This window comes from Bauldia sp., from assembly GCF_965232525.1.
GTDB lineage: Bacteria > Pseudomonadota > Alphaproteobacteria > Rhizobiales > Kaistiaceae > Bauldia.
Genome location: NZ_OZ246980.1, coordinates 4,245,745 through 4,257,739, shown reverse-complemented (window position 1 = coordinate 4,257,739; position 11,995 = coordinate 4,245,745). Strand labels below are relative to the sequence as shown.

Sequence of the window (11,995 nt, the reverse complement as noted above, 5' to 3'; positions counted from 1 at the left end):
TTTGGCCGGCTGTATCTGGCTGGTATAAGCGTTTCGAACCGATTTGCGAGCACTCCATTCACTAGGACATCCGTCCACTGCGCCCATGACACGTGAAACCCCGCTTCTCGACGCGGTCCGCGTCCCGGACGACCTGCGTCGCCTCGACCAAAAACAACTGCGGCAGTTTGCCGACGAGCTTCGCAGCGAAACGATTTCTGCCGTTTCGGTGACCGGCGGGCACCTGGGCGCGGGGCTGGGTGTCGTGGAGCTCACCACGGCGCTCCACTACGTCTTCGACACGCCCCGCGATCGGTTGATCTGGGACGTCGGGCACCAAGCCTATCCGCACAAGATCATCACCGGTCGCCGCGACCGAATCCGAACACTCCGGCAGGCCGGCGGCCTCTCCGGTTTCACCAAGCGCGCGGAAAGCGAATACGACCCGTTTGGTGCCGCCCATTCCTCGACGTCGATCTCGGCCGGCCTCGGCATGGCGGTGGCTCGCGATCTCGCCGGCGGCGACGTTCGCGTCATTTGCGTCATCGGCGACGGGGCGATGTCGGCGGGCATGGCCTACGAGGCGATGAACAACGCCGGGCACCTGAAATCGCGGCTGATCGTGGTGCTCAACGACAACGACATGTCGATCGCCCCGCCGGTGGGAGCCTTGTCGGCGCATCTGGCGCGGATCGTATCGAGCAACACCTATTCGCGGTTTCGCCGGCTCGGCAAGCGGATCGCCGAGGCTTTGCCGCGCTTCTTCCGCGAAAAACTGAAGCTCACGGAAGAATTCGCCCGCAGCTTCTGGACCGGAGGCACGCTGTTCGAGGAACTCGGATTCTATTATGTCGGTCCAATCGATGGCCACAATCTCGACCACCTGCTGCCGGTCCTGAAAAACGTCCGCGACATGGGTAACGGCCCGGTGCTGGTTCACGTCGTGACCCAAAAGGGCAAAGGTTACGCTCCGGCCGAAGCGTCCGCCGACAAGTATCACGGTGTCGCCAAGTTCGACGTGGTGACCGGCAAGCAGGCCAAAAGCACCGCCAACGTGCCGTCCTACACCAAGGTCTTCGCCAACGCCCTGATCCAGGAGGCCGAGGCGGACGACAGGATCGTGGCGGTGACTGCGGCCATGCCCGGCGGAACCGGGCTCGACCGTTTTGCCGGGCGGTTCCCCGATCGGTGCTTCGACGTTGGCATCGCCGAGCAACATGGCGTGACCTTCGCCGCCGGACTAGCGACCGAAGGCTACAAGCCGTTCGCGGCGATCTATTCGACCTTTCTGCAACGCGCCTATGATCAGGTGGTCCACGACGTGGCGATCCAGCGCCTGCCGGTGCGCTTCGCCATCGACCGGGCCGGCTATGTCGGTGCCGACGGCGCTACCCATGCCGGCTCGTTCGACGTGGCGTATCTTTCGTGCCTGCCGGATTTCGTCGTGATGGCCGCCGGTGACGAGGCTGAACTGATGCACATGGTGGCCACCGCGGCCGCCATCGACGACCGGCCGTCTGCGTTCCGCTATCCGCGCGGCGAGGGTGTCGGCGTCGACCTTCCCGAACGTGGCGTGCCGCTGGAGATCGGCCGCGGGCGAATCCTGCGCGAGGGCACCAAGATCGCGCTGCTGTGCTACGGCAGCCGGCTCTCCGCCGGGCTGACGGCGGCGGAGGAACTGGAGGCACATGGACTGTCGACGACGGTGGCCGACGCCCGCTTCGCCAAGCCGCTCGATACGGATTTGATCGATCGGCTGGCCCGCGAGCACGAGGTGCTGCTCACCGTCGAGGAGGGCGCCTCGGGCGGCTTCGGTAGCCTGGTGCTAGCGCATTTGGCGACCGCCGGTGCCCTCGATCGCGGCCTCAGGGTACGGACGTTGACTATGCCCGACCGATTCATCGATCAGGCCAAGCCCGACGCGATGGTGGCCGATGCCGGCCTCGATTCCGCAGGCATCGTCACCGCCGCGTTTGCCGCACTCGGCCGCGATGCCGCCGTGACGCCGCTCAGAGCCTGAAGCCTGCGGAAACTGTGCATCTGACCGCGCCTCCGCTCATGTGATAGAATGATGGTTATGACCCTCGCCCCGAAAATCGCGCTGACGGCCGGCGGGCTGGCGTTGATCGCCGGCGGCGCCTTATGGGCACAGTTCGGCGCGGCGGTCTATTTCGACATTCTGTCCGCAGCATTCATCGGCTGCTTTTTCTAGGCGCCGGACCCCGTGCGAAAGCGGCTTGATCGGGCTCTGGTCGAGCGCGGGATCGTGCCGACCCGTGCCCGGGCGCGGGACGCGATCCTGCGCGGCGCCGTCCACGTCGACGGGGAGATGGCGACCCGGCCGGCGGCGCTCGTCGGCGATGAAGCGAAGATCGCGGCGTTCGACCCGGCCGGGCGCTACGTCTCGCGGGCCGCACTCAAGCTGATCGCCGGGCTCGACCATTTCGGTTACGACCCGGCCGGCCGGCGCATTCTGGATATCGGCGCCAGCACCGGCGGCTTCACCGAGGTGTTGATCGAACGTGGGGCGGAGCAGGTCCATGCGATCGACGTCGGTCACGATCAGCTTCATCGGCGTTTGCGCGACCATCCGGCGGTCCACAACCGTGAAGGCCTCAATGCACGCGACCTGACGGCGGCGGACGTGCAAAGCCCGATCGACGCGGTCGTTGCCGATGTCAGTTTCATATCGCTGAAGTTGGCGCTCCCACCAGCGCTCACCCTCGCGGCGGCGGGCTCGTGGGGCGTGTTCCTGGTCAAGCCACAGTTCGAGGTCGGGCGCGACGGTCTCGGCAAGGGCGGTATCGTCCGCGACGGCACGCTGGCCGAGAAAGCCGCGGCCGACGTTGCCGCCTGGCTCAGGGAGCAACCCGGTTGGCGGGTCGACGGGCTGATTCCGTCGCCGATCGCCGGTGGCGACGGCAACCGCGAGTTCCTGCTCGGCTCCCGCAAGCAGTAAGGCTTTTCCCATCTTCCTGTGATCGGCGGGGCTGATTTCCTGCTGGCCTTCGGCTAGGAACGGATGGCGCAATCGTCCATCACGACAGTCGGAACCGAGAATGAGGCCGGAAGTCAAAGGTTTCTTCCAACGCATCAGCCGTTATCGCCATTACTTCTGGCCGACGTTCGGTATTCTTGCTGTAATCTTTTGCGGTTGGCTGCTTTACGGCAAACTGTCCGATCTCACCTGGGCCAGCCTGATCGAGAATTTCAAGGCCATTTCGCTGCAGAGCTGGATCCTGGCGGGGGTCGCCACGGCGTTCGCCTATGTCGCGCTCGCCGAGTACGACCGAATCGCCCTGTTCCATCTCGGTCGACGGATCAGTTGGCCGTTCGTGATGGTGACGTCATTCACCACCTATGCGCTGTCCCACAATGTCGGCGCATCGCTGCTTTCGGGCGCGCTGATCCGCCTGCGTGCCTACGGGACGCGTGGTCTTTCCGCCGCCGAGGTCGGCGTCTTGGTGGCGCTCACCTCGTTCACATTCCTGGTCGGCTCGCTGTCGCTCGGCGGCATCGTCATGGTGTTCAAGCCATCGGTGCTGCAGCGGTTTTTCGATCTGCCGACCTGGACCGTCGTGCTGATCGGCCTCGGTTTGCTGTCGATCGTCGGATTTTACGCCCTGGGGTCGCTCTTCCGCTTTCGGCCCCTGACGATCGGCAGCTTCCGCCTCTATTATCCGCGTCCCGCGGTGGTGCTGCGCCAGGCGATCGTCGGCCCGATCGAGTTGGCCGCTGCGGCCGCGATCATCTATTTCTGTCTGCCGGCCGAAGGCAACCCCGGGTTTCTTACCGTCCTCGGTATCTTCGTTGCTTCGTTCGCCGTCGCCATCGTTTCCCATGCGCCGGGCGGGCTCGGTGTGTTCGAGTTCGTTTTCCTCACCGCGCTTGACGATATGAACGAGGCGAGCGTTGTTGCCGCACTGCTGGTCTTCCGGCTGTTCTATCTGCTCATCCCCTTCGCCTTGGGGATCATCATCGTCCTGTTTTTCGAACGCTCGGAGTTCAAGCGCGAGCGGCGGGAGCGGCTCCGGGACGGTGGCCAGCAAGACGTCCCGGGCGAGTAGCGACGCTGTGCGGCGTAACGGTCAGCCGACCTGGCCGCGGTGGCGGAGGTAGTGGTCGGCGAGCGCGATCGCCATCATCGCTTCGCCAATCGGGACCGCCCGGATGCCGACGCACGGGTCGTGGCGCCCCTTCGTGGACACGTCGGTCTCCTCGTTCGATCGGGTCACGGTGCGCCGGGGCGTCAGGATCGACGACGTCGGCTTGACGGCGAAGCGCACGACGACCGGCTGGCCGGTCGAGATGCCGCCCAACACGCCACCGGCGTTGTTGGAGAGGAAGGTGCGCTCGCCGTTGGCGTCGAGGCGCATCTCGTCGGCGTTATCCTCGCCGGTGAGCGCCGCCGCGGTGAACCCGGCGCCGATCTCCACCCCCTTGACCGCATTGATCGACATCATCGCCGAGGCGAGGTCCTGATCGAGCTTGCCGTAGACCGGAGCGCCGAGGCCGGGGGGGATGCCGTTGGCGATCACCTCGATGATCGCCCCGACCGACGAGCCGTTCTTGCGGATGTCATCGAGATAGTCGGCATAGAAATCGACCATCTCGGGATCCGGGCAGAAGAACGGATTGGCATCGACCGCGTTCCAGTCCCACCGCTCCCGGTCAATGGCATGGGGGCCCATCTGCACCAGAGCGCCGCGGATCACCATGCCTGGCACGACCTTGCGGGCGATCGCGCCGGCCGCGACCCGGCAAGCGGTCTCGCGCGCGGAGGCCCGTCCGCTGCCGCGCCAGTCGCGGATGCCGTATTTGGCGTCATAGGTGAAATCGGCGTGGCCAGGGCGATACTTGTCCTTGATCTGCGAGTAGTCCTTGGAGCGAGCGTCAACGTTTTCGATCACGATCGACAGCGGCGTTCCGGTGGTCAGGAGTTGGCCGCTCTCCTCGTCCTCGAACACGCCGGACATGATCCGCGCGGTGTCCGGCTCGCGCCGCTGGGTGGTGAAGCGGGACTGGCCCGGGCGGCGTTTGTCCATCCAGTGCTGGATTTCGTCCTCGGAGATCGGAATGCGCGGCGGGCAGCCGTCGACGACGCAGCCGATGGCCGGCCCGTGGCTTTCGCCCCAGGTCGTGACGCGGAACAGATGACCGAAGCTGTTGTGTGACATGAAGATTCCCGGCTTGTGGGGTCGTTCTAGGCGCGCGCGGGAGGCGGGTCAAACGGTTCAGCGGCGGAGGCGACCGGCCGGCTAGATCCAGGCTTCCTGCCCGTCCTTGAGGTGGAGGACCCGGTCCTGGGGGCAGTTCATCGCCGCCGATTCGCGCTGACCGAGACCGAGAAGGCGATGGCGCACGACCCGGCCGACGCCACCATGGGCGATCGCGACGGTGGGGCGCTCGAGTTCGCCAAGCCAACCGCCGACCCGGCCGGCCAGCAGGTGGTAGCTCTCCCCGCGTGGTGGGCGGAACATCCATTTGTCGGCTTCGCGGGCCGCGATCGAATCCGGATTGGTGGCCCGAAGCTCCTCAATGGTAAAGCCCTCCCAGTCGCCGAAGGTGATCTCCAGTAGACGCTCGTCGAGCCGGTACGATGCCGGGTCGAGGCCGAGGGCGACGCGAACGATCTCCATGGTCTCGCGGGTCCGCGACAGGGGGCTGGAAACGAAATCGTAGCCGGCGATGTCGGGAAACTGGGCGAGCAGCGTTTCGCCGTTGCGACGGGCCTGGGCGCGGCCGCGATCGTTCAGCGGGATGTCCTTCTGCCCCTGAAGCCGATCCTCGGCGTTCCAGTCGGTTTCGCCATGGCGGACGAAGACCAGCGTCGGATGATCCGGCATCAGTAGGGGTGTCCTGCTGGTGGGGGGCTCGAACGTCAGTCCTTGACGGTGGCGATGTCCGGCGCGTCGACGGCCTTCATGCCGACCACGTGATATCCGGCATCGGCGTGCAGCACCTCACCGGTGACCGTTCGCCCGAGGTCGGACAGGAGCGCCAAGGCGGCGTCCGCCACCTCGTCGACCAGAACCGCGCGCTTCAGTGGCGCGTTCAGTTCGTTCCATTTGAGGATATAGCGGAAGTCGCCGATGCCGGAGGCCGCAAGGGTCTTGATCGGTCCCGAGGAGATCGCGTTGACGCGGATTCCTTTGCCGCCGAGGTCGACGGCGAGATAGCGGACGCTTGCCTCCAGCGCCGCCTTGGCGATGCCCATGACGTTGTAATGGGGCATCACCTTCTCGGCGCCATAGTAGGTGAGCGTCAGGATCGAGCCGCCGTCGGTCATCAGTTTCTCGGCCCGCTGCGCCACCGCCGTCAGCGAATAGCACGAGATCAGCATGGTCTTGCTGAAGTTATCGGCCGTGGTGTCGACATACCGGCCGGTGAGCTGATCCTTGTCGGAAAAGGCGATGGCGTGGACCAGGAAATCGAGGCGGTCCCATTTGGATGCCACGGTGTCGAACACCGCGTCGATGGTCGCCGGATCGGTGACATCGCAGTGGCCGACGACCTCGGCGCCGAGCTCTTCGGCGAGTGGGACCACCCGCTTCTTCAGCGCGTCGCCCTGGTAGGTGAGGGCAATCTCGGCGCCGGCATCGCGGCAGGCACAGGCAATGCCCCAGGCGATCGAGCGGTTATTGGCGACGCCCATGACCAGGCCGCGCTTGCCCCGCATGAGTGCGCCTCGCTCGGTCATGGAACATCCTTTGGTGAAAGCGGTCAGAAGGCGGCCTCTATGGCATACAGCCATGCACGCATCAAGGATGGGCGGAATGCCGCTTTCGGCGCCACCAGCCTCGACGCGTTTGGCGAGCCCGAATAGTATGTTTGTGTCATGGATATGAAATCTCCGCCGCTCGAATCAGCGTTGATCGACCGCTTTGCCGCTATCGTCGGGACCGGCCACGCACTACGCGACGCGGACGCGGTCGGCGGCTTCCTGATCGAGCCACGCGACAAGTTTCACGGCCTGACCCCACTGGTCCTTCGTCCGGGTTCCGTCGACGAGGTCTCGGCCATCCTCCGGCTCGCCAACGAGACACGGACCGCGATCGTTCCGCAGGGGGGCAACACCGGCGTTGTCGGTGGGCAGGTTCCCGACCGTAGCGGCGGGCAGGTGATCCTGTCGCTGTCGCGGCTGAACGCGATCCGATCGATCGAGCCGGCCGAGAACACCATGGTGGCCGAGGCGGGAGTGATCCTGGCGGATGCCCACGCCGCGGCGGATGACGTCGACCGGCTGTTTCCCGTTTCGCTGGCGTCGGAGGGGTCGTGTCAGATCGGCGGGATTCTCTCGACCAATGCCGGGGGCACCGGCGTGCTTGCCTACGGCAATACCCGCGCGCTGGTTCTCGGGGTCGAGGTGGTTCTGGCGACGGGTGAAGTCTGGGATGGCCTCCGCCGATTGCGCAAGGACAACACCGGCTACGACCTGCGCGACGTGTTCATCGGTGCCGAGGGGACCCTCGGCGTAATCACTGCCGCTGTGTTGCGGCTGGTGCCGAAGCCCCTCGGGCAAAGCGTGGCGATTGTGGGACTCAAGAGCCCCGTTGCGGCGCTCGCATTCTTCGCGATCGCCGATCGCATCGCCGGGGGCAGCCTCACGGCGTTCGAACTGATGCCGCGGATTGGGATCGAGGTGGTGACGAAGCACCTGCCTGGCGCCCGCGACCCGCTGGCGTCGCCGCATGACTGGTACGTGCTGTTCGAGATTTCCTCGTTGCGCGCCGAGGCAGACGCCGCCGCGACGGTTGAGGCTATCTTTGCCGAAGGTCTCGAGGCCGGGCTGGTCGATGACGGGGTTCAGGCCCAGTCGCTGGAGCAGTTCCGGGCCTTCTGGCGGTTGCGCCACGCTCTCTCCGAGGTTCAGAAGGAGGAGGGCGGTTCGATCAAGCATGATGTCGCCGTGCCGCGCGCAAAGGTGCCGGCGTTCATCGAGCAGGCAAACGCCGCGGTCACCGGCTTGATGCCCGGCTGTCGGCCGTTCCCGTTCGGTCATCTCGGCGACGGCAACATCCACTACAACATCAGCCAGCCGACGGAGATGGACAAAGCGGATTACCTGGCGCGCTGGGACGATGTCAGCGCGCTGGTTTACGCGATCGTCGGCCGGCTGGGTGGCACGATTTCTGCCGAACACGGGATCGGTCAACTCAAACGGGCCCTGCTCAAATCGGTGAAGAGCCCGATCGAGATCGATCTGATGCGCCGACTCAAGGCGGCCTTCGATCCCAACGGCATTCTCAATCCCGGCAAGGTCTTGTGAACCCTGTCGAGTCAGCTTTCGCTAACCCTCAGCCAAATCACTAAAACTTAACCCAACTCGTTAAGCGCTTCCTGACCGGATGGTGCCAGATTGACGGCCACGAGAGGTCCACAACAAACGGACCCCGGGGAGTTTCAGTTTTGAGACGTCAGACAGCTGTGGCCGGGGCGGCGACGGCGGGGGCGGGCCGGTTTCGGCTCGACCCCTTCGCCTTGCCGGTCCGTCAACCCGCCGAAGCCGGTACGCCGGCCTTCACCCTCGACCGCGACCGAGCGATCCTGCGTCGCCGGCTCGGCGGCATCCCCGCTGTGCTGACAGTGCCGGTCAGCGCTTATCGCGGTGTAGCGGTGCGGATCGAGCCCGACGGCCAGGACGGCGACCTGGAGGTGTTCGTCGAACTTCTCCACGAGGATTCGCGCCTGACGTTGACCTTGCTGGCGGTCGACGATCCGGAAGATGCCGCAGCCGACTGGATGGCATGGGGGCGGGCGCTCGGCTTGCCCCTCCTGGTTATCGACAGCGACGGGTCGATCCGCGTGCCGCGAAACCGGATGGGGGCGGTCGACGTTGCCGACATGGTCGCGCGCCGCGGGGGTTCGCCGCTTCGCGGTCGGCGCTCCCGGGTCAGCCGTCGCCGACAAGGCGGTATGGATGGCGGCCACGATGTGGTCCGCAGCCGGGAAATCATCGCCCGCACCTGAGGAACGTGGGCCGCGAGACCGCCTACAGCAACGTCCGATCGTCGGCGACGATTCCGGTGAGCTGCCAGACGCCGGCATCGCGTCGGCAGGCCTCGCCCCGATAGCGCCGGACACCACGGTGATCGTTGACGATGGTCGCGAAGGCGCGGCAAACCCCGCCCTGACGCTGCTCCGAGGCCTCTGCCTCCACGGCGCCGGACGAGCCGGTTTGCGGGTTCTGCCAGGCGAGGCGGCCTGTCGGCTGGTCTTCGCTGGTTGCTGCCAGAGTCCGGCGAACCGTTTCCCAGTCGGACGGATCGACGCTGGCGGTGACCGTGCTGTTGGTGATGGTTTGGTCGACGGGCGCTTGCCGGGCGTCCAGCCCGGGTCCGAAAGGAAGTCCGAGTCGAGCGCAGCCGGAAACGAGGAGCATCAGCGCCCCCACCGCGATCGCACGTCGGAGCGGCCGGCCGCGGCTTTTTGTTCGCCGGCTAGGCGACGATTGGCCTCGGCGTCGGGCGCCGCTATATGGGGTGCTCGCATCCGGCAACGCCGACGCTCCTTTCAGGATGTCGGCAGAATGGTGAGTTTTCGTTAATGACTGGTGACCTGGATCGGGCGACGAATCCGCTGGAGCTGTTCGCGACCTGGCTTGCAGAGGCCGAGGGTTCGGAGATCAACGACCCGAACGCGATGGCGCTCGCCACCATTGACGAGAGCGGCATGCCTGATGTGCGGATGGTGCTGCTCAAGGGCTTCGACGAAGACGGCTTCGTGTTCTTTACCAATTTCGAAAGCGCCAAGGGGACCGCGCTCCAGGCCAACCCTAAGGCAGCGCTTTGTTTCCACTGGAAGAGCTTGCGTCGTCAGGTACGGGTTCGCGGTGCGGTGACGACGGTTACCGACGCGGAAGCGGACGCCTACTTCGCCTCGCGGCCGCGCGGCAGCCGGATCGGCGCGTGGGCGAGCCAGCAGTCGCGGCCGCTGGAATCCCGTTTCGCGCTGGAGAAGGCGGTTGCGTCCTATGCGACGAAATACGCGATCGGTGACGTGCCCCGTCCGGGCCACTGGTCGGGCTTTCGTATCGCGCCTGAGGAGATCGAGTTCTGGATCGGTCGGAGGTCGCGGCTTCACGATCGCCGGCGGTTTGTCCGGTCGGGCGATGACTGGACCGCGACGCGGCTCTACCCCTGACCGGAGCCGCTAGCGGTCGGCTGGTTCGGGCTCCGATTCCGCACCCTGTTCCTCCGGCACGTCGGCCACCTCGGCGGTTTCCTCACTGAGTGCCTGGGCCTCCCGTTTTGGCTCGGATAGGGGCGTCGGGGTCGGCTCGGTCTTGAGCAGGTCGCGCCCGGCGTAGATGCCCTCGGCCATCTGCAGCTTGAGCCGATCGGTGTCGCGGCGACGCACGTCGGCGATGGTTTCGGCCGCTTCCGCTGCGGGTACGCCGAGGGCGATCAGCGAGGCTTCGCCGAACTTCATCGCCGACTCGAAGACCTCGCGGATCTCGTAGTCGACCCCGGCGCCGATCAGGTTGAGCGCATGGCCGCGGTCGTAAGAGCGGGCGAGCACGGTCGCCAGCGGGAAGGATGATTTGATGATCTCCACCGCCTTGTCGGTCGCGTCGCGGTCGTCAATGCAGACCGCGATGACCTTGGCGTTGCCGGCGCCGGCGGCGCGGAGCACGTCGAGGCGGGAACCGTCGCCGTAGTAGATCTTGAAGCCGAAGCGGGCGGCGCTGCGGATCATGTCGGTATCGGAGTCGATGATCGATACGTCGATGCCGCGGGCGAGCAGCGCCTGGCTCGCCACCTGGCCGAAACGGCCGAAACCGATTACCAGCGCTGTTCCACTCAGCCCTTCGGCGGCTTCCACGCCTTCGAAGGATTCGTCGTCGGGCGGCAACAGGCGCCGCATCAGGAACGGTGCCAGCGGTGTCAGCGCCATGGAAATGATCACGGCGGCGTTGAGCAGCGCGGCAATATCCGGCGTGAAGACTCCGTCGGCGACGGCCGTGGTGTAGAGCACGAAGCCGAACTCGCCGCCCTGCGCCAACATCAACGCGATCCGGACGGCATCCGCATGGCTGTTCCGGAAGATACGGGCCACCGCATAGATGCCGACGCCCTTCAACGCCATGAAGCCGACGACGATCCCAAGGATCACCGCCCACGATTCGACGATAAGGGTCAGGTCGAGGGACATGCCGACGCCAAGGAAGAACAGGCCGAGCAGCAGGCCGCGGAATGGCTCGATGTCCGCTTCCAGCTCGTGACGGAAGCTCGACTCCGACAGCAGGACGCCGGCCAGAAACGCGCCCATCGCCATGGACAGGCCGCTCAGCTGCATGACGAAGGCGGCGCCGAGCACCACCAGTAAGGCGGCGGCGGTCATCACCTCGCGGGCCCGCGATTCAGCGAAGAAACGGAAAACCGGATTGAGCAGGTAGCGGCCAGCGATGACGACTCCGAGGATCGCGGCAACGGCGATGCCGACCTGGATCCAGCGCTCGGCAGCGGTTGCCTCCTCCGATACCGGCGCCAGAAAGGCGACGACCGCCAGCGCGGGCACGATCGCCAGGTCCTGCAGCAATAGGACGGAGAACACCTTCTGGCCGTGCCGATCGGTCGTCTCGCCGCGTTCTTCGAGGATCTGCATGACGATCGCCGTGGACGACAGCGCCAGGCCGAGTGCGGCGACGATCGCGACCGGTGCGCTCAGTCCGAACGCCATCGCCGCGCCGGCCAGTAGCGCGCCACACAACAGGACTTGCGCGATACCGAGGCCGAAGATGTCCTGTCGGAGCGCCCACAATCGCGAGGGCTTCAACTCCAGTCCGATGATGAACAGGAGCATGACGACGCCCAGTTCGGCGACGTTGAGGATCGATACGGGGTCGGTGAAGAGGGCGAGGCCGAACGGTCCGATGGCAATGCCGGCGACCAGATAGCCGACCACCGAACCGAGCCCGAGCCGCTTGAAAATCGGGACGGCGACGACGCCGGCACCGAGCAGCGCTACTGCTGGAAGAAGATCGACTCCGTGTGCCTCAGCTGCCATCCACCGC

Annotated in this window: 12 protein-coding genes; 7 read left to right on the top strand and 5 right to left on the bottom strand. The window is 65.9% G+C overall.

The annotated features are described in order from the left end of the window. Positions 1-85 precede the first annotated feature (85 nt). The 4 genes from dxs to ACO076_RS20175 all read left to right on the top strand — a co-directional run bounded on the left by dxs (position 86) and on the right by ACO076_RS20175 (position 4,046). Positions 86-1,999: a 1-deoxy-D-xylulose-5-phosphate synthase gene (gene dxs, locus ACO076_RS20190; protein ID WP_421724605.1), complete on the top strand. Its 1,914-nt coding sequence runs from the start codon at positions 86-88 to the stop codon at positions 1,997-1,999. Positions 2,000-2,056: 57 nt separating this feature from the next. Next, the gene (locus ACO076_RS20185) at positions 2,057-2,191 is read left to right on the top strand and encodes a hypothetical protein (protein WP_421724604.1); all 135 of its coding nucleotides are present in this window, start codon (positions 2,057-2,059) and stop codon (positions 2,189-2,191) included. Between the two features lie 12 nt (positions 2,192-2,203). Then, entirely contained in the window at positions 2,204-2,938 is a 735-nt protein-coding gene (locus ACO076_RS20180; RefSeq protein ID WP_421724603.1) for a TlyA family RNA methyltransferase, read from the top strand. Between the two features lie 100 nt (positions 2,939-3,038). Further along, positions 3,039-4,046, top strand: a complete 1,008-nt coding sequence (locus tag ACO076_RS20175; protein WP_421724602.1) for a lysylphosphatidylglycerol synthase domain-containing protein — start codon at positions 3,039-3,041, stop codon at positions 4,044-4,046. A gap of 21 nt (positions 4,047-4,067) precedes the next feature. Here ACO076_RS20175 and aroC read toward each other — a convergent pair whose 3' ends face one another. From aroC to fabI, 3 genes are all read right to left on the bottom strand, one after another. Next, positions 4,068-5,156 carry a chorismate synthase gene (gene aroC, locus ACO076_RS20170; RefSeq protein WP_421724601.1) on the bottom strand — a complete coding sequence of 363 codons (1,089 nt, stop codon included), beginning with the start codon at positions 5,154-5,156 and terminating at the stop codon, positions 4,068-4,070. A gap of 81 nt (positions 5,157-5,237) precedes the next feature. Beyond that, positions 5,238-5,825 carry a histidine phosphatase family protein gene (locus ACO076_RS20165; protein ID WP_421724600.1) on the bottom strand — a complete coding sequence of 196 codons (588 nt, stop codon included), beginning with the start codon at positions 5,823-5,825 and terminating at the stop codon, positions 5,238-5,240. 35 nt (positions 5,826-5,860) lie between these two features. Then, positions 5,861-6,679 (bottom strand): enoyl-ACP reductase FabI, encoded by an 819-nt coding sequence (gene fabI / locus ACO076_RS20160; RefSeq protein WP_421724599.1) that lies wholly within the window; start codon positions 6,677-6,679, stop codon positions 5,861-5,863. Positions 6,680-6,823: 144 nt separating this feature from the next. On the opposite strand from fabI, the gene ACO076_RS20155 reads away from it, so the two are divergent. After that, entirely contained in the window at positions 6,824-8,248 is a 1,425-nt protein-coding gene (locus ACO076_RS20155; RefSeq protein WP_421726790.1) for an FAD-binding oxidoreductase, read from the top strand. A 140-nt stretch (positions 8,249-8,388) separates the two neighbouring features. Continuing rightward, positions 8,389-8,949, top strand: coding sequence for a DUF6101 family protein (locus ACO076_RS20150; RefSeq protein ID WP_421724598.1), 561 nt, complete (start codon positions 8,389-8,391; stop codon positions 8,947-8,949). Positions 8,950-8,971: 22 nt separating this feature from the next. Here the strand turns inward: ACO076_RS20150 and ACO076_RS20145 are convergent, their stop codons facing one another. After that, a complete protein-coding gene (locus tag ACO076_RS20145; RefSeq protein WP_421724597.1) occupies positions 8,972-9,361 on the bottom strand; it encodes an RT0821/Lpp0805 family surface protein in 390 nt (129 codons plus the stop codon). Between the two features lie 164 nt (positions 9,362-9,525). Here ACO076_RS20145 and pdxH point away from each other — a divergent pair, with 164 nt between their 5' ends. Further along, positions 9,526-10,122 (top strand): pyridoxamine 5'-phosphate oxidase, encoded by a 597-nt coding sequence (gene pdxH, locus ACO076_RS20140; protein ID WP_421724596.1) that lies wholly within the window; start codon positions 9,526-9,528, stop codon positions 10,120-10,122. A 9-nt stretch (positions 10,123-10,131) separates the two neighbouring features. Here the strand turns inward: pdxH and ACO076_RS20135 are convergent, their stop codons facing one another. Further along, complete coding sequence (locus ACO076_RS20135) at positions 10,132-11,988, bottom strand: monovalent cation:proton antiporter-2 (CPA2) family protein (RefSeq protein ID WP_421724595.1); 1,857 nt, start codon at positions 11,986-11,988, stop codon at positions 10,132-10,134. Positions 11,989-11,995: the final 7 nt, after the last annotated feature.

What these genes read in the sequence shown, in the direction of transcription:
- fabI (WP_421724599.1), bottom strand. Translation starts at nt 6,679, where the DNA reads ATGACCGAGCGAGGCGCACTCATGCGGGGCAAGCGCGGCCTGGTCATG.
- ACO076_RS20175 (WP_421724602.1), top strand. Translation starts at nt 3,039, where the DNA reads ATGAGGCCGGAAGTCAAAGGTTTCTTCCAACGCATCAGCCGTTATCGC.
- ACO076_RS20145 (WP_421724597.1), bottom strand. Translation starts at nt 9,361, where the DNA reads ATGCTCCTCGTTTCCGGCTGCGCTCGACTCGGACTTCCTTTCGGACCC.
- ACO076_RS20165 (WP_421724600.1), bottom strand. Translation starts at nt 5,825, where the DNA reads ATGCCGGATCATCCGACGCTGGTCTTCGTCCGCCATGGCGAAACCGAC.
- ACO076_RS20185 (WP_421724604.1), top strand. Translation starts at nt 2,057, where the DNA reads ATGACCCTCGCCCCGAAAATCGCGCTGACGGCCGGCGGGCTGGCGTTG.
- pdxH (WP_421724596.1), top strand. Translation starts at nt 9,526, where the DNA reads ATGACTGGTGACCTGGATCGGGCGACGAATCCGCTGGAGCTGTTCGCG.
- aroC (WP_421724601.1), bottom strand. Translation starts at nt 5,156, where the DNA reads ATGTCACACAACAGCTTCGGTCATCTGTTCCGCGTCACGACCTGGGGC.
- dxs (WP_421724605.1), top strand. Translation starts at nt 86, where the DNA reads ATGACACGTGAAACCCCGCTTCTCGACGCGGTCCGCGTCCCGGACGAC.
- ACO076_RS20155 (WP_421726790.1), top strand. Translation starts at nt 6,824, where the DNA reads ATGAAATCTCCGCCGCTCGAATCAGCGTTGATCGACCGCTTTGCCGCT.
- ACO076_RS20135 (WP_421724595.1), bottom strand. Translation starts at nt 11,988, where the DNA reads ATGGCAGCTGAGGCACACGGAGTCGATCTTCTTCCAGCAGTAGCGCTG.